Below are 21,905 nucleotides of genomic sequence, written 5' to 3'. Positions count from 1 at the left end.
ATGCTGCTCCACCACTACCGCTTCATGCCGGACGAGACGCTGTTCGATGTCGACGGCTTTCGCGAGGAGTTCTCCGGCAGCCGCTCGCCCATCGCCCCCTTCAAGGCGGCGCTGCGGGAGATCCAGGCGCGCCTCGACGAGCGCTTCCGCGCCGGCGCCGATATCCGCGACCTGGTCCACGGTCGCGCCTGGTGCCTCGACCGACTGCTGGCGGTGGCCTGGGAGCAACACGCCTGGCCCGACGAGGGCGTGGCACTGCTCGCCGTGGGCGGCTATGGCCGCGGCGAGCTTCACCCACACTCCGACGTCGACCTGCTGCTGCTGCTCGAGCAGGACGACGACGCCCCCTACCGGGAGGCGCTGGCGGCCTTCATCACCTTCCTGTGGGACATCGGCCTGGAGATCGGCCACAGCGTGCGCTCGCTGGCCGACTGCGAACGCGAGTCCTGCGCCGACGTCACGGTGATCACCAACCTGCTGGAGAGCCGCACCGTCGCCGGCCCCGAGCGCCTGCGCCAGGCAATGAAGGCACGCCTGTCAGCGGAGCGAGTGTGGCCGGCAGACCGCTTCTTCGAGGCCAAGTGGCAGGAGCAGATCAACCGCCACTACCGACACAACAACTCCGAATACCACCTCGAGCCCAACATCAAGAGCGCCCCCGGGGGGCTGCGCGACATCCAGATGATCGGCTGGGTGGCCAAGCGGCACTTCGGCAGCGAACGCTACGAGGACCTGGTCGCCACGGGCTTCATGAATGACGCCGAGTTGCGCATCCTCAGCCAGGGCCAGGCCTTCCTGTGGCAGGTACGCTACGCCCTGCACATGCTCACCGGTCGCGCCGAGGACCGCCTGCTCTTCGACCATCAGCGCACCATCGCCGAACTGTTCGGCTTCCGCGACACCCCGGAACGCCTCGCCGTCGAGCAGTTCATGAATCGCTACTATCGCCATGTAACGGCCCTGGCCGGCCTCAACGACATGCTGCTGCAGCACTTCGACGAGGCGATCCTCCACGCCGGCGAGGCCCTGCCGGTGGAGCCCCTCAACGAACGCTTCGAGATCAAGGATGGTTTCATCCAGGCGCGCTCGCGCACCGTCTTTCGTGATCGCCCCTCGGCACTTCTCGAGCTCTTCCTGCTGATGGCCGAGCACCCCAGGATCGAGGGGGTGCGCGCCGACACCATCCGCCAGATCCGCGACCATCGCCACCTGATCGATGACCTCTACCGCGACGACGTGCGCCACCAGAGCCTGTTCATGGAACTGCTGCGCTCCGGCGGCAACGTGGCACGCCAGCTGCGGCGCATGAACCGCTACGGGGTACTGGGCAAGTACCTGCCGGAGTTCGGCCGCGCCGTGGGGTTGATGCAGCACGACCTCTTCCATATCTACACCGTGGACGCCCATACCCTGCATCTGCTGAAGTTTATCCACGGCTTCCGCAAGCCCGAGGCTCGCGAGACCTTCCCGGTGGCCGCCAACGTCATCCACCAGCTGCCCAAGCTGGAACTGCTGTGGATCGCCGGGCTCTACCACGATATCGGCAAGGGGCGCGGTGGCGACCACTCGATCCTCGGTGCCCGCGACGTGGAAGGCTTCGCCGAGCGCCACGGCCTCTCGCCCCGCGACACCCGCCTGGTGAGCTGGCTGGTGGAGCACCACCTGACCATGTCCATGGTGGCCCAGAAGCGCGACATCACCGACCCCGACGTGATCGCCGACTTCGCCCGCCTGGTGGGCGACGAGACCCGCCTCGACTACCTCTATGTGCTGACCGTGGCCGACATCAACGCCACCAATCCCACCCTGTGGAACGGCTGGCGTGCCTCGCTGCTGCGCCAGTTGCACGGCGAGACCAAGCGCGCCCTGCGTCGCGGCCTGGAGAACCCGCTGGAGCGCAACGACTGGGTCAACGAGACCCGCGACGAGGCGCTCGCGTTGCTCGCCGCGGTGGGTGCCGACATGGACCAGGTGCAGCGGCTGTGGGAGTCACTGGGTGAGGACTACTTCCTGCAGTATGCACCCAGCGAGATCGCCTGGCAGACCCAGGGCATCCTCGGCCACGCCGACAGCCAGCTGCCGTTGATCCTGCTCAGCGCCCCGGCCGAGGGCATGGCGGAAGGCGGCACCAAGGTCTTTATCCACACCCGCTCGGTGGACGACCTGTTCGCCGCCACCGCCGCGGCCCTGGACCAGCTCGGCCTCTCCATCCACGATGCGCGCATCGCCACCTCCAGCAACGACTGGACGCTCAACACCTTCATCGTGCTCGATGACCAGGACGCCCCCATCCGCGAGCCCGAGCGCCTCGAGGAGATCCGCGCCCACCTGGTGGAAGAGCTCGACGACCCCGACGACTACCCGCAGATCGTCACCCGCCACACCCCGCGCCAGCTCAGGCACTTCAGGGTGCCCACCGAGGTGGTCATCGAGCAGGACCCGGCCAACGAGCGCACCTTGCTGGAGCTGATCGCCCCGGACCGCCCCGGGCTGCTGGCCCGGGTCGGCCGCATCTTCATGGAGCAGGACATCGCCCTCTCCGCGGCCAAGATCGCCACCCTGGGCGAGAAGGTGGAGGACGTCTTCTTCATCACCGACAAGGCCGGTCACCCCCTCACCGACCCCGAACGCCAGGCGCGCCTGCGCGAGCGGCTGGTGGAGGTGCTGGATGTCTCAGGGTAGGCACGAGACGGCAACAGCCTCGCGTTTGAGGCCTTCTGCGGCCTTCCCTATAATCAAGCCCCTTCCGACCACGATCCATCACAACGACGACGCCCGAGGCCACGGCCAACGAGGCGCGCCTGGACGCCCATGAACCCCGATCTCGACGCCCTCAAGCCCTACCCCTTCGAGCGGCTCGCCGCCCTCAGGGCCGACGTGACGCCCCCCGCGGGGCTCACGCACATCCCGCTGACCATCGGCGAGCCCCAGCACGCCCCCTTCGCCGCGGCCCTCGAGGCGCTGCACGCCCACCAGGCCGACTTCGCCCGCTACCCGGCCACCGCCGGGCTCCCGGTGCTGCGCGAGGCGATCGCCGGCTGGGCCACGCGGCGCTTCGGCCTCACGGGCCTCGACCCCGAGACCCAGGTGCTGCCGGTCAACGGCACCCGCGAGGCGATCTTCGCCTTCGTCCAGGCGGCACTGGACCGCACGCGCCCGGCCAGGGTGGCCATGCCCAACCCCTTCTACCAGATCTACGAAGGGGCGACCCTGCTCGCCGGCGGCGAGCCGCTCTATCTCGACTGCCGCGCCGAAAACGGCTTTCGCCCCGACCTCGACGCCGTGTCCGCCGACACCTGGCGCCAGGTGCAGATCGTCTTCCTGTGCTCGCCGGGCAACCCCACCGGTGCGGTGACGCCCTTCGCGGAGTTCACGCGGCTGCTCGAGCTCGCCGACGAGCATGACTTCATCATCGCCTCGGACGAATGCTACTCGGAGCTCTACCTCGACGAGGCCGCCCCGCCGCCGGGGCTGCTCGAGGCCTGCGCACGCCTGGGCCGCCACGATTACCGCCGCTGCCTGGTCTTCCATTCGCTCTCCAAGCGCTCCAACCTGCCGGGGCTGCGCTCGGGCTTCGTGGCCGGCGACGCCGCGCTGATCGCCCCCTTCCGGCGCTACCGCACCTATCACGGCTGCGCCATGGCCCTGCCGGTGCAGCACGCCTCGGTTGCCGCCTGGAACGACGAGGCCCATGTACGCGCCAACCGCGACGCCTATCGCGAGAAGTTCGCCACGGTGACCGAGATCCTCGGTCCGGTGATGGAGTTTCCTGTCCCCGTCGCGAGCTTCTACCTGTGGCCGGCGGTGCCCGGCGGCGACGATGAGGGCTTCTCCCGGGAACTGCTGCGCCATGCCAACGTAAGCGTGCTGCCCGGCAGCTATATGGGTCGTCCCGCTACCGACGACAGGATGGGTCGTCCCGCCAGCGACGACAGGGTGGGTCGCCCCGCTACCGACGACGGGACGGGCCGCGACGGCTCGCGCGCCACCAACCCCGGCCGCGGCCGGGTGCGCCTGGCGCTGGTGGCCGAGGCCCAGGCCACTGCCGAGGCGGCACGCCGCATCCGCGACTTCATCGAGAGGAGGCTGTGATGTTCACCCTGTATGGCATCAAGAACTGCGACACCTGTCGCCGCGCCCGCAAGGCGATGGATGGCTCCGGCGTTCCCTACCAGTTCCATGACCTGCGCGAGGATGGCCTCTCCGCGCCGCTGCTCGAGCATATCCTCGACAGGGTGCCGGTGCTGACGGCACTCAACAAGCGCAGCACCACCTGGCGCAACCTGTCCGACGAGGAGAAGCGGGAGGTGGATGCCAACAGCGCCCGCGAGCTGCTGCTCGCCCACCCCACCCTGCTCAAGCGCCCCCTGCTGGATACCGGCGATGATATCCGCGTGGGCTATCGCGACGGCGACTACGACGACCTTCAGGGCTAAGCGCCCCCTCTGAACACACGACTCGACTCTACAAGGATTCTCGATATGCTGAGCTTTGCACTCGGAACCGGCACCCAGAACACCCAGGGCGACTGGCTGGAGATCTACTACCCGGCGCCGCTGTTGAACCCCGACGAAGGCCTCATCGAGGCGGTCAAGCGGGTACTGGACGTGCCGGCGGGCAACGCCGCGGTGAGCTTCCTGCCCGAGCAGTGCGCCGAATTGGCCGGCGCGCTGAAGGCCGCCGGCCACCCCGAGCAGGCGGAACTGGCCGAGGCCTTCGCCGGCGCGACACGTCCGCTGTTGGCGATGTTCATCGCCGAGGACCTGCCTCCCCAGAGCGCCCCGGAGGTCTATCTCAAGCTGCACCTGCTCTCCCACCGCCTGGTCAAGCCCCACGGCCTCGACCTCACCGGCATGTTCGGCCTGCTGCGCAATATCGCCTGGACCAGTGAAGGCGCCATCGACGTCCAGGAGCTGCCCGCTCGCCGCCTCAAGGCTCGCCTCGAGGGCCGCCCGCTCTCGGTGGATTGCGTCGACAAGTTCCCCAAGATGACCGACTACGTGGTGCCCGCCGGCGTGCGTATCGGCGATACCGCCCGAGTGCGTCTGGGCGCCTATCTGGGCGAAGGCACCACCGTGATGCATGAGGGCTTCGTCAACTTCAATGCAGGAACCGAGGGCCCCGGCATGATCGAGGGCCGCATCTCCGCCGGCGTGATGGTGGGCAAGGGCTCGGACCTCGGCGGCGGCTGCTCCACCATGGGCACCCTCTCCGGCGGCGGCAACATCGTGATCAAGGTCGGCGAAGGCTGCCTGATCGGCGCCAACGCCGGTATCGGCATCCCGCTGGGCGACCGCTGCACCGTGGAGGCGGGCCTCTATATCACCGCCGGCGCCAAGGTCACCCTGCTCGACGACCAGGGCCAGGAGGTCAAGACCGTGGCCGCCCGCGAACTCGCCAACCAGGACGACCTGCTGCTGCGCCGCAACTCCCGGAACGGCCGCATCGAGTGCCTGACCAACAAGAGCGCCATCGCGCTCAACGAGGCGCTGCATGCCCACAACTGATCGCGCCGGTCTCTCGCCTACCCTGCGGCTCGCTTTCGAGCTGCTGGCGCGCCCCTCGGTGACGCCGGACGACCTGGAGTGTCAGGAGTTGATGATCGAGCGCCTCGCGGCGCTCGGTTTCCATATCGAACGCTTGCCCTTCGGCGACGTCGAGAACTTCTGGGCCACCCGCGGCCACCACGGCCCGCTGCTGGCCTTCGCCGGACATACCGACGTGGTACCCAGCGGTCCCCATACCCGCTGGGAGTTCCCGCCCTTCGAGCCCTGCATCGACGACGACGGCATGCTCCGGGGGCGTGGCGCCGCCGACATGAAGGGCAGCCTGGCGGCGATGATCACCGCGGTGGAGCGCTTCGTGGCAGACCATCCCGACCACCACGGCCGCCTGGGGTTCCTGATCACCTCCGATGAGGAGGGGCCCGCGATGGACGGCACCCGCGCCGTGGTGGAACACCTGCGCGAGCGCCATGAGCGCCTCGACTACTGTATCGTCGGCGAGCCCTCCTCCACTTCCCGGCTGGGCGACGTGATCAAGAACGGGCGCCGCGGCTCGCTGGGCGGCGTGCTGCATGTCAAGGGCGTGCAGGGCCACGTGGCCTATCCCCACCTGGCGCGCAACCCCATCCACCAGGCGCTGCCCGCGCTGGATGCGCTGACCCGGGAGCACTGGGACGCCGGCAACGACTTCTTCCCCGCTACCAGCTTCCAGGTCTCCAACTTCCGCTCGGGCACCGGCGCCACCAACGTCATCCCCGGCGAGGTGGAGGTAGTGTTCAACTTCCGCTTCTCCACCGAGGTGACCCACGAGGAACTCCGGGCGCGCACCGAGGCGATCCTCGATGCCCACGGCCTCGACTATGAGCTGGACTGGACCCTCAACGGCGAGCCCTTTCTCACCGCCGAGGGTGAACTCGTGGAGGCGGCGGTGCGCGGGGTCGAGGAGGTCACCGGCCAGACGCCGGAGCTCTCCACCAGCGGCGGCACCTCCGATGGGCGCTTTATCGCCACCCTGGGCAGCCAGGTGGTGGAGCTCGGCCCCCTCAACGCCACCATCCACCAGGTCAACGAGCGGATACGCGCCGCCGACCTGGACGAGCTGAGCCGCATCTACGAGGCGGTCATGAAGCACCTGTTCATCAACGGCAGCGCCCGACCCTGAGGCTTCCATGACAGCTGACAGCGAACCCCGCTACCCCGATATCGAGATCTATCTCTCCAGGGCCCCCATGGAGTCACTGAACGAGTGGCTGAAGGCGGCCATCGGCGCCGAGCCCCTGACCCCCGCGGGCAAGGGCAAGTGGCGTACTCGCGGCCACCTGGGGGAGCATGCGATCCCGGTGCTGCTGGTGGAGCGCGCCGCCGACGGCTTCGCCAGCCTGTGGTTCGACAGCGCAGAGACTCCCTGGCCTGACGACGCGGCCTGCGCCCGCGCCGCCGCCAGGCACCTGGGTGGCGAGGTGCGCTGCTCGCTGGGCGGCTGGCAGCCCGGCGACGAGCCGGACCGCTTCCTGCGAGTGCTCCCCGACGGCCACGCGGAGGAGATCCACTGGCCCGACTCCGGCCAGTAACCGCAAACGACATCGCCCCGCACAGGCGGGGCGATGTCGTATCGGGCAAAAGGGCCGGCGTGATGCGGACCACGCCGACGGACAGAGCGCCGCCGGCGTGGCCGCGCGGCTAGGTAATCACGGTAACGTCATCGGCCTGCAGCCCCTTATCGTTGGCCACGACGTGATAACGTACCTTCTGGCCCTCGGCCAGGGTACGGTGGCCGCGGCCACGGATGGCGCGGAAGTGGACGAAGACATCCTCACCGCTGTCACGGGTGATGAAGCCGTACCCCTTATTGACGTTGAACCACTTCACCTCGCCGAGCTCACGGTCGTCATCCTCGACCACCGCCTCGACCTTACCGCCCCGCCGGGGGGCGAAGGCGCCGACCGACAGGGTAGCCAGCAACAGCAGCAGAAACACCGCCAGAGCGACGGCGGCATAGAGCACGGCGGTACCGCCGACCTGCAGGCTCTCGAACAGCGCCTCCGACAGAACGCCGCCGGCCAGGTGGATAAACAGGGCGATCAGCAACGGTGCCGGAGCGGCGAGCAACAGGCTGACCAGACTACAGCGAAACATGACCTTGCGATTCATGGACTCGAATGACTCTCTTGTTGGTAATGAACGATATTGACAACCACGGGAAGGCGCCACGGTGAACGGTGACGCGCAGCAACAGGATTCTAGCATGAGCACAATACAGGCGTCCGACGCCCTGAACGAGCGCCTGGAGGCGCTGGAGAGCCGTATCGCCTATCAGGAGCACTGGCTGGACACCCTGGACCAGGCCGTCGCCGCCCAGGAGACGCGCCTGACCAGGCTGGAGCGCATCAATGCACTGATGCAGCAGAAGATCCGCGAGCAGCAGCGGGCGCTGCAGGAGGGTGACGCGGCGCAACCTCGCCCCGAGGACGAGCTGCCGCCCCATTACTGACACTCTGTGGAGTTGGGCCTGATCATCAATCAGGCCCAACTATCCGCCTGGCCTGCGCGGAACTGAACCGCGGCTTACCCGGCGACACTCCTCCGAGGAGGCGCTGTGAACCCCTCCCTGGGCGCTACCGACGCCCTGCTTCGCTCTCGCGTCCTGCTACGCTTGCAGGACCGGTGCTGGCCATCCATGGCCAGCCCGTTCGGAGCAGTGCTCCTCACCCCTGGCGTAGGACCTCCTCTACGGACTGTCCCCGGCGCCGCTCACCTCAGTGACGTTGACACTCGGCGCTTTTCCGGATGGGAGGGTTACACCTCGTCCAGGTAACGCTCGGCATCCAGGGCGGCCATGCAGCCGCTGCCAGCAGAGGTAATCGCCTGGCGGTAGACATGGTCCATGACATCGCCGGCGGCAAACACGCCCGGCACGCTGGTCGCGGTGGCGTTGCCGTCGAGGCCCGACTTGACCCGGATATAACCCCCGCTCATTTCGAGCTGCCCCTCGAAGATGCCGGTGTTGGGGCTATGGCCGATGGCGATGAACACGCCCGGCGCGGCGATCTCCTTTGTCTCGCCGGTCGCCGTGGACTTCAGGCGCACGCCGGTCACTCCGGTGTTGTCGCCCAGCACCTCGTCCAGGGTGTGGTTCCACTCCAGCACCACCTTGCCCTCCTCGGCCTTCTGGAAGAGCTTGTCCTGGAGGATCTTCTCGGAGCGCAGGCTGTCGCGACGATGCACCAGGGTCACCTTGGAGGCGATATTGGACAGGTAGAGCGCCTCCTCCACCGCGGTGTTGCCGCCGCCCACCACGACCACCTCCTGGTTGCGATAGAAGAAGCCATCGCAGGTGGCGCAGGCCGACACGCCCTGTCCCATGAACGCCTGCTCCGACTCCAGGCCCAGGTAGCGGGCGCTGGCCCCGGTGGCGATGACCAGGGCATCGCAGGTGTAGGTGCCGTTGTCGCCCTGCAGGGTAAAGGGCCGCTCGCGCAGCTCCACCTCATGGATATGGTCGAACAGCACCTCGGTATCGAAGCGCTCGGCGTGGCGCTGCATGCGCTCCATCAGCTCAGGACCCTGTACACCGCCGTCGTCGCCGGGCCAGTTGTCCACGTCGGTGGTGGTGGTCAGCTGACCGCCGGCCTGCATGCCGGTGATCAGCAGCGGCTTGAGGTTGGCACGGGCCGCGTAGACAGCGGCGGTGTAGCCCGCCGGGCCGGAACCGAGAATGATCAGGCGTTCGTGACGCGCATCGCTCATGGAGAAACCTCGTGGCTATAGCGTTCATAAAGGTGGCGCCATTGTAGCAGCCGCGGCGCATCGAAGCCGGCCGACTAGAGCACCTCGTCGTCACGCCCCAGACTCACGGCCAGCGACTCGGGATCGCCGGGGTCGGCGTCGATGCGCACCTGGATCGGCGCGCAGCAGACATGGCAATCCTCCCAGGTCAACTGGCTGCCCTGGGAAACATCCAGCAGCAGGTCGAAGGGGGCATCGCAGTAGGGGCAGTGCACCCGCCGCGGGATCAGCTCCTGTTCATGCATCCTGGCTCCCCGGGCGTCGCCGGCCCGTCATCAAGAACGTGAAGACCATGCCCCTCGAGATGGCGACGAACGCCTGGTGTTTCAAGTGAGCCCGCCGGGCAGCCATTGAAAAGGCTGCCTATCATGACCATGTACACTGGTACGACCTGGAAGGTTCGTTCACTCTCCGGACGAGGAGGAGTTCGATGAGCACTGATCCCAAGCCCAGCACCCTGCAGACCCTCACGGCTTCGGGCAACACCTACCACTATTACAGCCTGTCGAAGGCCGCCGAGGCGCTGGGGAACATCGACCGGCTACCCAAGACCCTCAAGATCCTGCTGGAGAACCAGCTGCGCTTCGCAGATGACGCGAGCGTCTCCCGCGAGGACATGCAGGCGCTGGTCGACTGGCAGCAGCAGGGCCACTCCGATCGCGAGATCGGCTACCGCCCGGCCCGGGTGCTGATGCAGGACTTCACCGGCGTTCCCGGGGTGGTCGACCTCGCCTCCATGCGTGCCGCCGTGGAGAGCCTGGGAGAGGACCCGGCACGCATCAACCCGCTGTCGCCGGTCGACCTGGTCATCGACCACTCGGTGATGGTCGACAAGTTCGGCAACCCCTCGGCGTTCAAGGACAACGTGGCCATCGAGATGGAGCGCAACCGCGAACGCTACGAGTTCCTGCGCTGGGGCCAGGAGGCCTTCGACAACTTCCGCGTGGTGCCCCCGGGCACCGGCATCTGCCACCAGGTCAACCTCGAGTACCTGGGCAAGACCGTCTGGACCAGGATGCAGGACGGCCAGACCCTGGCCTACCCGGACACCCTGGTGGGCACCGACTCCCACACCACCATGATCAACGGCCTGGGCGTGCTGGGCTGGGGCGTGGGCGGCATCGAGGCCGAAGCCGCCATGCTCGGCCAGCCGGTCTCCATGCTGATTCCCGAGGTGGTGGGCTTCAAGCTCAGCGGCAAGCTGCGCGAGGGAATCACCGCCACCGACCTGGTGCTCACCGTGACCCAGATGCTGCGCAACCACGGCGTGGTGGGCAAGTTCGTCGAGTTCTACGGTAACGGCCTCAAGGACCTGCCCCTGGCCGACCGCGCCACCATCGCCAACATGGCGCCGGAATACGGTGCCACCTGCGGCTTCTTCCCGGTGGACGACGAGACGCTGACCTACATGCGCCTCACCGGCCGCGATGCCGCTCAACTGGCACTGGTGGAGGCCTACAGCAAGGCCCAGGGGCTGTGGCGCGAGCCCGGCGAGGAGCCGGTGTTCAGCGATACCCTGGCACTGGACATGAGCGAGGTCGAGGCCAGCCTGGCCGGCCCCAAGCGCCCCCAGGATCGCGTGGCCCTCTCCAACATGACGTCGACCTTCAAGGCGCTGCTCGAGGATGACACGGAGAGCAGGGTCACCACGCCGGGGGTCAAGCAGGCCGCCTCCGTCGAGAAGGGCCGCCTGTTTTCCGAAGGCGGGCAGACCGCGGTGGGCGTCGAGCGCAGCTTCGAACATGCCGACAGCCAGGACGTCGCCCTCGACGGCGAGCAGTTCAAGCTCGACCCGGGCGACGTGGTGATTGCCGCCATCACCTCCTGCACCAACACCTCCAACCCCAGCGTGATGATGGCCGCCGGCCTGCTGGCCCGCAAGGCCCGCGAGAAGGGGCTTTCCACCAAGCCGTGGGTGAAGACCTCGCTCGCCCCGGGCTCCAAGGTGGTCACCGAGTACCTGGCCGCCGCCGGCGTGCAGGATGACCTCGATGCCCTGGGCTTCAACCTGGTCGGCTACGGCTGCACGACCTGCATCGGCAACTCCGGGCCCCTGGCCGAGCCCATCGAGAAGGCCATCGAGGAAGGCGACCTCACCGTGGCCTCGGTGCTCTCCGGCAACCGCAACTTCGAAGGCCGCATCCATCCGCTAAGCAAGACCAACTGGCTGGCCTCCCCGCCCCTGGTGGTGGCCTATGCCCTGGCCGGCAACGTCCAGCTCGACCTCACGCGCGAGCCCATGGGTACCGGCAAGGACGGTGAGCCGGTCTACCTCAAGGACATCTGGCCCAGCCAGGCGGAGATCGCCGAGGCCGTGGAGCAGGTCAACACCGAGATGTTCCGCAAGGAGTATGCCGAGGTGTTCGACGGCGACGAGGTGTGGAAGGCCATCGAGGTCCCTCAGAGCAAGGTCTACCAGTGGTCCGACGACTCGACCTACATCCAGCACCCACCCTTCTTCGAGGGAATGGGCCGCGAGCCCGACGCCATCGAGGACGTCAAGGGGGCCCACATCCTGGCCATGCTGGGCGACTCGGTGACCACCGACCATATCTCGCCGGCCGGTGCCATCAAGCCCGACAGCCCCGCCGGTCGCTACCTGCAGGAGCGCGGGGTCAAGCCGGTGGACTTCAACTCCTACGGCTCGCGGCGCGGCAACCACGAGATCATGATGCGCGGCACCTTCGCCAACGTGCGCATCAAGAACGAGATGCTCGATGGCGTGGTCGGCGGCGAGACCCGACATGTTCCCTCAGGCGAGCAGATGGCGATCTATGACGCTGCCATGCGCTACCAACAGGAGGGCACGCCGCTGGTGGTGGTGGCCGGCAAGGAGTACGGCACCGGCTCCAGCCGCGACTGGGCCGCCAAGGGCACCCGCCTGCTCGGCGTAAGGGCGGTACTGGCCGAGTCCTACGAGCGTATCCACCGCTCCAACCTGATCGGCATGGGGGTGGTGCCGCTGCAGTTCCCCGAGGGCGAGAGCCGCACGACGCTCGGCCTCACCGGCGACGAGCGGATCTCCATCGTGGGGCTCTCCGAGCTCACCCCGGGCGGCCGGGTCAAGGTCACCGTCAAGAGCGACAAGGACGAGAAGACGATCGAGGCGCTGTGCCGCATCGATACTGCCAACGAGCTGGAGTACTACCGCCACGGCGGCATCCTGCACTATGTGCTGCGCAAGATGATCGGCGCTGCCTGACGCCGAAATAGCCTTGAGCATCACCAGGTGAAACGAAGCTCAGAAGGCCCTGCTGGGTTATCCAGCAGGGCCTTATATCGTTCCAGGCGAAGCGTCAGAATGAGCGGCGACGATAGCGCCGATACTCCGGCGTCCAGCTGTTGCGCTCGATGGCCTCGCGCAGCTTGATACCGTTGGTCTTCAGCGCCATGCCCTCGCCCTGGGCCTGGCCGGCCACATCGAAGGCGATCGCCTTGGAGAGCTCGCGAATCGTGCTCAGCGGTGGCAGCAGCGCGCCCTTGCCCTCCTTGACGATAGGCGCCTCGCGCGCCAGCGCTCGAGAGGCGGCCATCAACATGTCGTCGGTCACTCGCCGAGCCTCGGCGGCGATCACCCCAAGGCCGATTCCCGGGAAGATATAGGCATTGTTGCACTGGGCGATGGGAATGGTGCGCCCCTCGTACTCCACCGGGGCGAAGGGACTACCGGTCGCGACCAGCGCTGCCCCATCGGTCCAGCGAATCACATCCTCGGGCAACGCCTCAGCCTGGGAGGTGGGGTTGGAGAGTGGCATGATGACCGGCGTCTCGCAGCCGGCGTGCATGGTACGCACCACCTCCTCGGTGAAGATGCTCGGCCGCCCGCATACCCCGATCAGCACCGTCGGCTTGACCTGTCGCACCGTCTCGACCAGGTCCTGGCCACTCCAGCCCTCGGTAAGGGCCGCACCGTGGGCCAGGCGGCTCTGGAAATCGCGCAACCAGTCCTGGTCGTCGGTGACCAGCCCCTCGCGGTCGACCATGTAGATACGGTCGCGAGCCTCCCGTTCGGAGAGCCCCTCCGCCTGCATGGCCACCACCACCTGCTCGGCGATGCCGCAACCGGCGGAGCCCGCTCCCACGAACACCACACGCTGCTGGGTGATCCCCTCACCACGGGCCTTGCAGGCCGCCATCAGGGTGCCTACCACCACCGCGGCGGTCCCCTGGACATCATCGTTGAAGCAGCACAGCTCATCACGGTAGCGCGTCAGCAACGGTACGGCATTGGCCTGGGCAAAGTCCTCGAACTGCAACAGCACCCCCGGCCAGCGCCGCTTCACCGCAGCGATAAACGCGTCGATGAAGGCGTCGTACTCCTCCTGGGAGATACGCGGATGGCGCCAGCCCATGTACATAGGGTCGTCGAGCAGCGCCTGGTTATTGGTGCCCACGTCGAGCATGATCGGCTGGGTATAGGCCGGGCTGATGCCGCCACAGGCGGTATACAGCGCCAGCTTGCCGATGGGGATGCCCATGCCCCCGATGCCCTGGTCCCCCAGGCCGAGGATGCGCTCACCGTCGGTGACCACGATCACCTTGACCTTCTCCTTGGTGGAGGAGCGCAGGATGTCATCCAGGCGCTCACGATCGGGATAGCTGATGAACAGGCCGCGGTGATTGCGGTAGATATTGGAGAACTCCTGACACGCCTTGCCCACCGTGGGCGTATAGATGATCGGCAGCATCTCCTCGAGGTGCTCCGAGACCAGTCGATAATAGAGAGTCTCGTTGTCGTCCTGGATGGCACGCAGGTAGATATGCTTGTCGAGCTCGGTCTGACACTGCCGGTATTGGCGGTAGGCCCGCTCCAGTTGCTCCTCGATGGTCTCCACACACTGCGGCAACAGGCCGATCAGGTTGAACTCGATGCGCTCCTCCTGACTGAAGGCGCTGCCCTTGTTGAGCAGCGGCATCTCCAGCAGCGGCGGACCGGCATAGGGAATATACAGGGGGCGCTTGGCTTCGGTGGTCATCTCAGCTCTCGATCGGTTGACGGGAACGGGCCGTGGGCGCTCTGCCGGTGCCCTCTGGAGTACTCTACCACGCCCAATACGACCGCGCCCCGGCCGTGGCCGGGGCGCTCGATGCCGGGCTGATAATCCCTGGTGGCGGACCTGGGCCTCAGTCGAGATCGCCGAGTGTTACCACCAGATCGCGACGCGACACGTCGACATCCCAGAAGGTGTAGGAGTCACCATCCGAATCGACCAGCTTGATGTCGAAGATAGGGCTCTTGTACCCCGTCAGCGTGACCCGACGCGAGGCACCATCGAGCATGACCTCATCACCCAGCACATCCTCCTCCCAGGAGGTCGACTTCCCGGGGCTGACATAGAGGTAGTAGATCGTATAGCCGGTATCATTGGTGATATCGACATAGTAGTCACGCGCCTGTGCGGTCACCGCGAACAGGATAAGGAAGAGAGACAACACCCAGCGTTGAATCGACATCAACGGCTCCTTTCATGAGCGTGGCACACCGGCCACGGTATAGAGCGACAATTACTCTGGCCGGCCGACGACAACTACTGTGACCGGTTGCCCTAAGCTTGACCGCTTGTCCCGACCCACCAGGGAGCCGGTATGGCGGTCACCAGCCAACAGGTCACGCTCTATATGTCGCAACGTCAACAAGGCCAGACCCAGGAGGTCGCCGCCGCCAAGGCCGGCCTCTCCGTCCGACTGGGCGTGCCTCAGACGAAGCGCCCCAGCCCCGCCGCCTGGCGCAGGCGCTCCATCAGCGGGGCGGCCTCGGCACGGGCCCGCTCGGCCCCCTTCAGCAGCACCTGCTCAATATGCCCCGGGTCCTCCAACAGCGCCTGATAACGGTTGCGGGGCTCGCGCAGGTGCTCGTTGAGGTATTCGAAGACGCGATTCTTGGCCTCGCCCCAGCCGATGCCGCCCGCGTACTCGTCGCGCATGGTCGCGGTCTCCTCGGCGCTGGCGAAGGCGGAGTAGATCTGGAACAGGGTGCAGGTAGCGGGGTCCTTGGGCTCGCCGGGCTCCAGGGAGTTGGTCTTGATCTTGCGCACCAGCTTCTGCAGCTTCTTCTCGGAGACGAACAGCGGGATGGTGTTGTTGTAGCTCTTGGACATCTTGCGCCCGTCGAGGCCACCCAGCACCTCCACCTTCTCGTCCACCGTCGCCTCGGGAAGGGTGAAGAACTGTCCCTTGTAGAGGTGGTTGAAGCGCCCGGCAATGTCTCGGGCCATCTCGATGTGCTGGATCTGGTCACGCCCCACCGGCACCTTGTTGGCGTTGAACATCAGGATGTCGGCGGCCATCAGCACCGGGTACCCGAACAGGCCCATGGTGATGCCCTTGTCCGGATCCTGATTGCCGACGGCCTCGTTCTCCGCCACCGCCGCCTTGTAGGCGTGGGCACGGTTCATCAACCCCTTGGCGCAGACGCAGGAGAGCATCCAGGTCAGCTCGGGGATCTCGGGGATATCCGACTGGCGATAGAAGATGGCGTTATCGGTATCCAGGCCCAGCGCCAGCCAGGTGGCGGCGATCTCCAGGCGTGACTCCTGCACCCGCTGCGGATCCTGGCACTTGATCAGCGCATGCAGGTCGGCGAGGAAGAAGTAGGACTGCACGTTGGGATCCTGGCTCGCCTCGATGGCGGGCTTGATGGCCCCGACGTAGTTGCCCAGGTGGGGGGTACCGGTGGTGGTGATGCCGGTGAGAACACGGGTCTTCTCGGAAGCTACACTCATGGGGAAAGCGGACTCTGCGGTTCGTAAATGGCCGCTATGGTAACGCGGGACCCCGGTCAAGGCGACCGCGGCGGCATCAGTCGGGACGCAGTGCCCCACAGCGCCAGCAGGCATCGAAGACGCCCTCCAGCGCCTCGCCGCAGCCCGGGCAGCGCCAGGCCGGCGCCTCGCTCTTGCCGGACAGCGCATCGCGGAGCAGCGCCTCGGCACGCTCGTGATTGTGAGGCTTCACCCACACCTCGGGCTCGCACTCGCCAGGCGGCAGCTCACCGGCGCCGCCGCCCAGTGTCATGTTGCGCAGCTCGGCGGGAATCCCCGCCGCCTCCAGCAGGTTGCGCACATGGCCGACCAGCAGCGCATTGCTGTGGGCGAAGACCCGCACCGCTGCACCCGCCATGTCAGTCCCTGAAGACGCGCACGCCCAGGGCCTTGAGGTAGCTGGTCTCGGGAATCGCCGGGTGCACCGGGTGATCCGGCCCCTGGTGGCCCTGGAAGAGGATCTGGCCATGGCGATCCTGGTGGCGCACCGCACCGCGCACCACATCCACCAGGCGCTCCGGCGCCAGGTGCATGGAGCAGGACGCGGAGAGCAGCAGGCCGTCTCGTCCCAACAGACGCATCGCCTCGCGGTTGAGCTTGCCGTAGGCACGCTCGCCGTTGGGGATATCCTTGCGCTTCTTGATGAAGGCGGGCGGGTCAAGGATCACCACGTCGAACTGCTCGCCCTCCGCCTTGAGGGCCGCCAGGGCCTCGAAGGCATCGCCCTCGCCTACCGCCACCCGCTCCTGAAGGCCATTGAGCGCGGCATTCTCGGCGACCCGCTCGAGCGCCGGGGCGGAGGCATCCACGCAGAGCACCTCACTGGCGCCGTGGGCCGCGGCCTGCACGCCCCAGCCACCCACATAGCTGAACAGGTCCAGCACCCGCTTGCCGGCGACGAACTGGTTGAGCCAGGCGCGGTTGACCCGGTGGTCATAGAACCAGCCCGTCTTCTGGCCGTCGAGCACCGGGGCGGCGAAGCGCACGCCGTTCTCCTCCAGCAGCACGGGGCCACCCACTTCGCCCTTGACCACCTCCACGCCGCGCTCGAGCCCCTCCTGGCGGCGCCCCGAGGTATCGTTACGCAGCACCACGGTGGTGGGCGAGAGCACCTTGTCCAGGGCGTCGAGCAGCTCGGGCAGCACCGCCTGCATGCCGGCGGTATTGAGCTGCACCACCAGGGTGTCGCCGAAGCGATCGATCACCAGGCCCGGCAGCAGGTCGCCCTCGCCGTGGACCAGTCGGTAGTAAGGCGCGGCGAACAGCCGCTGGCGCAGCGCCAGGGCCTGGTTGAGACGGTGCACCAGCAGCGAGCGGTCGAGGCCCTGCTGGGGATCCCGGGAGACCAGCCGCGCACAGATCAGCGAGTTGGGGTTGACGTAGGCCACGCCCATGGCCTTGCCGTTGCCGGCCTCCACCACCACCTGCTGGCCGGCCTCCAGGCCCTTGAGCGGGGTGGCATGGGTGTCGATCTCGTTGGAGTAGAGCCATAGGTGGCCAGCCTTGAGGCGGCGGTCGGCGTTCTTCTTCAGGCGTAGCGAGGATAGGGTCATGGGTCTCTCCGGGGAATCAGGTCTGGCAGTGCGGGCAGTAGACGCTGGCCCGTTGCCCGAGGGTAATGTGGCGCAACTCGGCGCCGCAGCGGCGACAAGGCTCGCCGTGGCGGCCATAGACATTGAGGCGCTGCTTGAAGTAGCCCGGCTCGCCGGTGCCACCGACGAAGTCACGCAGGGTGGTGCCGCCCTGGGTAATGGCCGCGGCCAGCACCTCCTTCGCGGCGGCGGCCAGGCGGGCATAGCGCTCGGCGGAAATGCGCCCGGCGCCGCGGCGCGGGTCGATGCCAGCCATGAACAGCGCCTCGGAGGCGTAGATATTGCCCACCCCCACCACCACGGCGTTGTCCATCAGGAAGGGCTTGACCGCCACGCGGCGCCCCCGGGAGAGTCGGTAGAGACGCTCGCCGTCGAAGGCCTCCGAGAGCGGCTCAGGCCCCAGCCGGGCCAGCCGCGGATCCTGCTCCCGGCTGCCGGCCAGCCAGTCGACGAAGCCGAAGCGGCGCGGGTCGTGGTAGCGCAGGATGGCACTGCCATCGAGCACCAGGTCGAGGTGATCATGCTTCTTCGGCAACTCGCCGAGGCGCGCGATGCGCAGGCTGCCGGACATGCCCAGATGCCACAGCAGGGTGCCTTCGGCGGCGTCTCCCCCGGAGAGGGGCAGCAGCAGATACTTGGCACGTCGGGCCAGGGTGCCGATGCGCGCGCCCACCAGGCGCTCGGCCAGGTCACCAGGCACCGGCACGCGCAGACGGGACTGGCGCACGATCACCTCGCCGATCTCGCGCCCCTCGATATGGGGGGCGATGCCGCGGCGGGTGGTCTCGACTTCGGGAAGTTCGGGCATCGACGGCAGTCTCTGCGGCGGCCTCAGAAACGCCTGAACCCGGCTGAGGGCTCAGCCGGGTTCAGATCAACAGGCTTGAACACCTGCGGAAACGGATCAAGGCTTACTTGATCTTGGCTTCCTTGTACATCACGTGCTTACGGACGACCGGATCAAACTTCTTCATCTCCAGCTTGTCCGGAGTGTTCCGCTTGTTCTTGTCGGTGGTGTAGAAATGGCCGGTACCGGCGCTGGACACCATTCTGATCTTGTCACGCATGATTGCTTGCTCCCCTTGAATGAATCGCTAGAAAGCGAATCGCTTAGACGGCTTCGCCGCGCTTGCGGATATCGCTGAGCACCGCCTCGATACCCTTCTTGTCGATGATGCGCATGCCCTTGGAAGAGACGCGCAGCTTGACGAAGCGGTTCTCGGACTCCACCCAGAAACGGTGGGAGTGCAGGTTCGGCAGGAACCGGCGGCGAGTCTTGCGCTGGGAGTGTGAAACGTTGTTACCAGTCACCGGGCGCTTGCCGGTAACCTGACATACTTTGGACATTGGGAGCCTCCAACCACTGGCCAGGTGTTCAATCACCTGTTGTGTTCAAAACCTGTCGGGCAAACCGGGAGATCCCGTGATATTTGACCCAAGGGAATTCAAAGGCTGCACTTTATACCAGAGACCGCCTCGCCGGACAACCCCGGAGCACAAGGGCATGACGTGCCCCGCGACGGCGAGTGCGACGCGAAAGGCGACTGACGGAGGGCAGGCGCTTGGCAGGCGACCCCCGATTTTCCGGGGCCAGGCACAGCCGAGGCAGCATTATAGAGGAAGTGGCACCCCGCGTCATGCCCTACAGCCACCCCCGCTCGGCGAAGGAGACGACCTCGCCATCCCCCACCACGAAGTGGTCGAGCACGCGGATCTCGAACAGCCCCAGGGCCTCGCGCAGGCGCTCGGTGATGCGCCGGTCGGCGTCACTGGGCTCGGCCACCCCCGAGGGGTGGTTGTGGGCGAGGATCAACGCCCCGGCACCCAGCTCCAGGGCCCGCCGTGCTACCTCGCGCGGGTAGACCGAGGCGCTGTCCAGGGTGCCGCGAAACAGGGACTCATAGCGGATCACCCGGTGCTGGGTATCGAGGAAGAGGGCAGCGAACTCCTCATGGCCCAGGTGGCGCAGTTGGCTGGCCAGATAGGCGCGCACCAAGGTCGGCGAGGTGAGGGCCTCGCCCCGGGCCAGCTGGCTGGCCAGATGGCGCCTCGACAGCTCGAGGGTCGCCTGGAGCTGCACGTACTTGGCATCGCCCATGCCTCGCGCCGCACAGAAGCGTTCACGGCTGGCCTCCAGCAGCTGGCGCAGGCCACCGAACTCCAGCAGCAGGTCACGCGCCAGGTCCACCGCCGAACGGCCCCGAACACCCACCCGCAGGAAGATCGCCAGCAGCTCCGCGTCCGAGAGCACCTCCGCTCCCAGCGCCAGCAGCTTCTCCCTGGGGCGCTCCCCCTCCGGCCAGTCCCGGATCGACATGTTTCGCCTCCCACTCTTCTCCCACACGCCGCCTGCCCTCAGTGTAGCCACTCGCCGGCAAGATCCAACCGGCTACGCAAGGTCGGACACCGATGGTAAGGTAGGCGGCTGACAACAGCGCCCTGGAACACGCCCATGTCATCGTCATCCGGACCCACCACAGGCCGACGCGTACTGCTCGGTATCAGCGCCGGCATCGCCGCTTACAAGAGCGCCCTGCTCGCCCGCCTGCTCAAGCAGGCAGGCTGCGAAGTGCGCGTCGTCATGACCCAGGGCGCCCAGGCCTTCATTACCCCGCTGACCCTGCAGGCGCTCACCGGCGAGCCGGTACGCACCTCTCTGCTCGACCCCGAGGCAGAGGCCGGAATGGGCCATATCGAGCTGGCACGCTGGGCCGACACCATCCTCATCGCCCCGGCCACCGCCGACCTGATGGCGCGCCTGGCCGCCGGCATGGCCGACGACCTGCTCACCACCCTGTGCCTGGCCAGCGACGCCGAGAAGGTGATGGCTCCGGCCATGAACCAGGCCATGTGGCGCCATCCGGCGACGCAGCGCAATGCCAGCCGTCTCGCCGCGGACGGCTGGCGCCTGCTGGGACCCGACAGTGGCGACCAGGCCTGCGGCGATACCGGTCCCGGGCGCATGCTGGAGCCCGAGGCGATACTGGCCGCGCTGCCATCCGATGATGCCGCGCCGGCCGGCTCGCCTGCCGCCGGGCTGACCATCACCATCACCGCCGGCCCCACCCGGGAGCCACTGGACCCGGTGCGTTACCTCTCCAACCACAGCTCCGGCAAGATGGGCTACGCCCTGGCCGAAGCCGCCGCGGCGCTGGGCGCCCGGGTCAAGCTGATCAGCGGCCCGGTCGCCCTGCCCTGCCCGGCAGGCGTGGAGCGGATCGAGATAGAGACGGCCCTCGAGATGCATGAGGCCGTCACGCGGCTCGCCCCGCTGAGCGACCTCTTCATCGGCTGCGCCGCGGTGGCCGACTACCGCGCCGAGACGGCCGCGGAGCACAAGATCAAGAAGGTCGATGGCGAGGCCGGCATGACGCTGCACCTGGTCAAGAACCCCGACATCATCGCCTCGGTGGCCGCCCTGCCCGAGTCGCAGCGTCCGCTGGTGGTCGGCTTCGCCGCCGAGACCCGCGACGTCGCGGCCTATGCCCGGGACAAGCTGGCCCGCAAGGGGCTCGACATGATCGTCGCCAACGACGTCTCCCAGGAAGGGCTCGGCTTCGGCAGCGACCATAACGCCGCCCTGATGCTGTGGCGTGGCAACGCAGGCGAGGAGCAGGAGCAGCTTGCGCCCCAGCCGAAGCACGAGATGGCCCAGGCGGTGATGAGCCGCGCCCTGGCCTGCCTCGCCGCGCGCACCGCCCGCTGAACCCAGCGCCCGCACTCTCCGACGAAGAACCAGGAACCGCCGATGCCCCGACCCGATGCCAAGCCGCGCCTGGCCGTGAAGCTCCTCGATGAGCGCCTGCGCGACCACCTGCCTCGCCATCTGCCTCATTATGCCACCCAGGGCTCCGCCGGCATGGACCTGCGCGCCCTGCTCGACGCCCCGCTGACCCTGGCTCCCGGCCAGTGCGAACTGGTACGCACGGGCCTGGCCATCCATATCGCCGACCCAGGCCTCGCCGGACTGATCCTGCCCCGCTCGGGCCTGGGCCACAAGCACGGCATCGTGCTCGGCAACCTGGTGGGGCTGATCGACTCGGACTACCAGGGCGAGCTGATGATCTCGGTGTGGAACCGCGGCCAGGCCGACTTCACCCTCGCACCCTTCGAACGCCTGGCCCAGTATGTGCTGGTGCCGGTGGTGCAGGCCGAGCTCGACGTGGTGGACGACTTCGACGCCACCCCGCGTGGCAGCGGCGGCTTCGGCAGCTCCGGCCGTCACTGATGACGGACCACGCGATGCGACTTACAGGAAAAGG

At 67.3% G+C, this 21,905-nt stretch carries 22 protein-coding genes; 10 read left to right on the top strand and 12 right to left on the bottom strand.

The window, feature by feature from the left end:
- The 6 genes from NFH66_RS01830 to NFH66_RS01805 all read left to right on the top strand — a co-directional run bounded on the left by NFH66_RS01830 (position 1) and on the right by NFH66_RS01805 (position 7,075).
- Entirely contained in the window at positions 1 to 2,682 is a 2,682-nt protein-coding gene (locus NFH66_RS01830) for a [protein-PII] uridylyltransferase (protein WP_349607879.1), read from the top strand.
- Between the two features lie 129 nt (positions 2,683 to 2,811).
- Positions 2,812 to 4,092, top strand: a complete 1,281-nt coding sequence (gene dapC / locus NFH66_RS01825) for a succinyldiaminopimelate transaminase (protein ID WP_349607877.1) — start codon at positions 2,812 to 2,814, stop codon at positions 4,090 to 4,092.
- A complete protein-coding gene (locus NFH66_RS01820; RefSeq protein WP_349607875.1) occupies positions 4,092 to 4,436 on the top strand; it encodes an arsenate reductase in 345 nt (114 codons plus the stop codon). The genes dapC and NFH66_RS01820 overlap by 1 nt, the downstream gene beginning before the upstream one ends.
- Positions 4,437 to 4,481: 45 nt before the next feature.
- On the top strand, positions 4,482 to 5,507 hold the full coding sequence (gene dapD, locus NFH66_RS01815; RefSeq protein ID WP_349607873.1) for a 2,3,4,5-tetrahydropyridine-2,6-dicarboxylate N-succinyltransferase: 1,026 nt from the start codon (positions 4,482 to 4,484) through the stop codon (positions 5,505 to 5,507).
- Positions 5,494 to 6,666 (top strand): succinyl-diaminopimelate desuccinylase, encoded by a 1,173-nt coding sequence (dapE, locus tag NFH66_RS01810; protein ID WP_349607872.1) that lies wholly within the window; start codon positions 5,494 to 5,496, stop codon positions 6,664 to 6,666. Before dapD ends, dapE begins: the two co-directional genes overlap by 14 nt.
- A 7-nt stretch (positions 6,667 to 6,673) precedes the next feature.
- Positions 6,674 to 7,075: a hypothetical protein gene (locus tag NFH66_RS01805; RefSeq protein ID WP_349607871.1), complete on the top strand. Its 402-nt coding sequence runs from the start codon at positions 6,674 to 6,676 to the stop codon at positions 7,073 to 7,075.
- A 109-nt stretch (positions 7,076 to 7,184) separates the two neighbouring features.
- Here the strand turns inward: NFH66_RS01805 and NFH66_RS01800 are convergent, their stop codons facing one another.
- On the bottom strand, positions 7,185 to 7,655 hold the full coding sequence (locus NFH66_RS01800) for a cold-shock protein (RefSeq protein ID WP_349607870.1): 471 nt from the start codon (positions 7,653 to 7,655) through the stop codon (positions 7,185 to 7,187).
- A 94-nt stretch (positions 7,656 to 7,749) separates the two neighbouring features.
- Here NFH66_RS01800 and NFH66_RS01795 point away from each other — a divergent pair, with 94 nt between their 5' ends.
- A complete protein-coding gene (locus tag NFH66_RS01795; protein ID WP_349607869.1) occupies positions 7,750 to 7,995 on the top strand; it encodes a SlyX family protein in 246 nt (81 codons plus the stop codon).
- Between the two features lie 305 nt (positions 7,996 to 8,300).
- Here NFH66_RS01795 and trxB read toward each other — a convergent pair whose 3' ends face one another.
- Both trxB and NFH66_RS01785 read right to left on the bottom strand, forming a co-directional pair.
- Positions 8,301 to 9,251, bottom strand: a complete 951-nt coding sequence (gene trxB / locus NFH66_RS01790) for a thioredoxin-disulfide reductase (protein WP_349607868.1) — start codon at positions 9,249 to 9,251, stop codon at positions 8,301 to 8,303.
- 74 nt (positions 9,252 to 9,325) lie between these two features.
- Complete coding sequence (locus NFH66_RS01785) at positions 9,326 to 9,535, bottom strand: zinc ribbon domain-containing protein (RefSeq protein ID WP_349607867.1); 210 nt, start codon at positions 9,533 to 9,535, stop codon at positions 9,326 to 9,328.
- A gap of 185 nt (positions 9,536 to 9,720) precedes the next feature.
- On the opposite strand from NFH66_RS01785, the gene acnA reads away from it, so the two are divergent.
- Positions 9,721 to 12,492, top strand: a complete 2,772-nt coding sequence (gene acnA, locus NFH66_RS01780) for an aconitate hydratase AcnA (protein WP_349607865.1) — start codon at positions 9,721 to 9,723, stop codon at positions 12,490 to 12,492.
- A gap of 94 nt (positions 12,493 to 12,586) precedes the next feature.
- Here acnA and NFH66_RS01775 read toward each other — a convergent pair whose 3' ends face one another.
- From NFH66_RS01775 to radC, 9 genes are all read right to left on the bottom strand, one after another.
- Entirely contained in the window at positions 12,587 to 14,266 is a 1,680-nt protein-coding gene (locus tag NFH66_RS01775) for an NAD-dependent malic enzyme (RefSeq protein ID WP_349607863.1), read from the bottom strand.
- A gap of 148 nt (positions 14,267 to 14,414) precedes the next feature.
- Positions 14,415 to 14,744 carry a hypothetical protein gene (locus tag NFH66_RS01770; protein ID WP_349607862.1) on the bottom strand — a complete coding sequence of 110 codons (330 nt, stop codon included), beginning with the start codon at positions 14,742 to 14,744 and terminating at the stop codon, positions 14,415 to 14,417.
- Positions 14,745 to 14,986: 242 nt separating this feature from the next.
- On the bottom strand, positions 14,987 to 16,012 hold the full coding sequence (trpS, locus tag NFH66_RS01765; RefSeq protein ID WP_349607861.1) for a tryptophan--tRNA ligase: 1,026 nt from the start codon (positions 16,010 to 16,012) through the stop codon (positions 14,987 to 14,989).
- A 76-nt stretch (positions 16,013 to 16,088) separates the two neighbouring features.
- Complete coding sequence (locus tag NFH66_RS01760) at positions 16,089 to 16,409, bottom strand: putative signal transducing protein (protein ID WP_349607859.1); 321 nt, start codon at positions 16,407 to 16,409, stop codon at positions 16,089 to 16,091.
- Position 16,410: 1 nt separating this feature from the next.
- Positions 16,411 to 17,604: a class I SAM-dependent rRNA methyltransferase gene (locus NFH66_RS01755; protein WP_349607858.1), complete on the bottom strand. Its 1,194-nt coding sequence runs from the start codon at positions 17,602 to 17,604 to the stop codon at positions 16,411 to 16,413.
- A 16-nt stretch (positions 17,605 to 17,620) separates the two neighbouring features.
- Entirely contained in the window at positions 17,621 to 18,451 is an 831-nt protein-coding gene (gene mutM / locus NFH66_RS01750; RefSeq protein WP_349607857.1) for a bifunctional DNA-formamidopyrimidine glycosylase/DNA-(apurinic or apyrimidinic site) lyase, read from the bottom strand.
- A 103-nt stretch (positions 18,452 to 18,554) separates the two neighbouring features.
- The gene (gene rpmG, locus NFH66_RS01745) at positions 18,555 to 18,710 is read right to left on the bottom strand and encodes a 50S ribosomal protein L33 (protein ID WP_021819788.1); all 156 of its coding nucleotides are present in this window, start codon (positions 18,708 to 18,710) and stop codon (positions 18,555 to 18,557) included.
- A gap of 43 nt (positions 18,711 to 18,753) precedes the next feature.
- Positions 18,754 to 18,990, bottom strand: a complete 237-nt coding sequence (gene rpmB, locus NFH66_RS01740; protein ID WP_089683940.1) for a 50S ribosomal protein L28 — start codon at positions 18,988 to 18,990, stop codon at positions 18,754 to 18,756.
- A gap of 295 nt (positions 18,991 to 19,285) precedes the next feature.
- A complete protein-coding gene (gene radC, locus NFH66_RS01735) occupies positions 19,286 to 19,960 on the bottom strand; it encodes a RadC family protein (RefSeq protein WP_349607856.1) in 675 nt (224 codons plus the stop codon).
- A gap of 135 nt (positions 19,961 to 20,095) precedes the next feature.
- Between radC and coaBC the strand changes: the two genes are divergently transcribed.
- Both coaBC and dut read left to right on the top strand, forming a co-directional pair.
- Complete coding sequence (gene coaBC, locus NFH66_RS01730; protein WP_349607854.1) at positions 20,096 to 21,349, top strand: bifunctional phosphopantothenoylcysteine decarboxylase/phosphopantothenate--cysteine ligase CoaBC; 1,254 nt, start codon at positions 20,096 to 20,098, stop codon at positions 21,347 to 21,349.
- A gap of 42 nt (positions 21,350 to 21,391) precedes the next feature.
- Positions 21,392 to 21,871 (top strand): dUTP diphosphatase, encoded by a 480-nt coding sequence (dut, locus tag NFH66_RS01725; RefSeq protein ID WP_349607853.1) that lies wholly within the window; start codon positions 21,392 to 21,394, stop codon positions 21,869 to 21,871.
- Positions 21,872 to 21,905 lie beyond the last annotated feature (34 nt).

Source organism: Halomonas sp. H10-9-1 (genome assembly GCF_040147005.1).
Classification (GTDB): Bacteria; Pseudomonadota; Gammaproteobacteria; order Pseudomonadales; family Halomonadaceae; genus Halomonas.
Note: the sequence above shows the minus strand (reverse complement) of the source record. Positions and strands in the feature narration are given on the sequence as shown.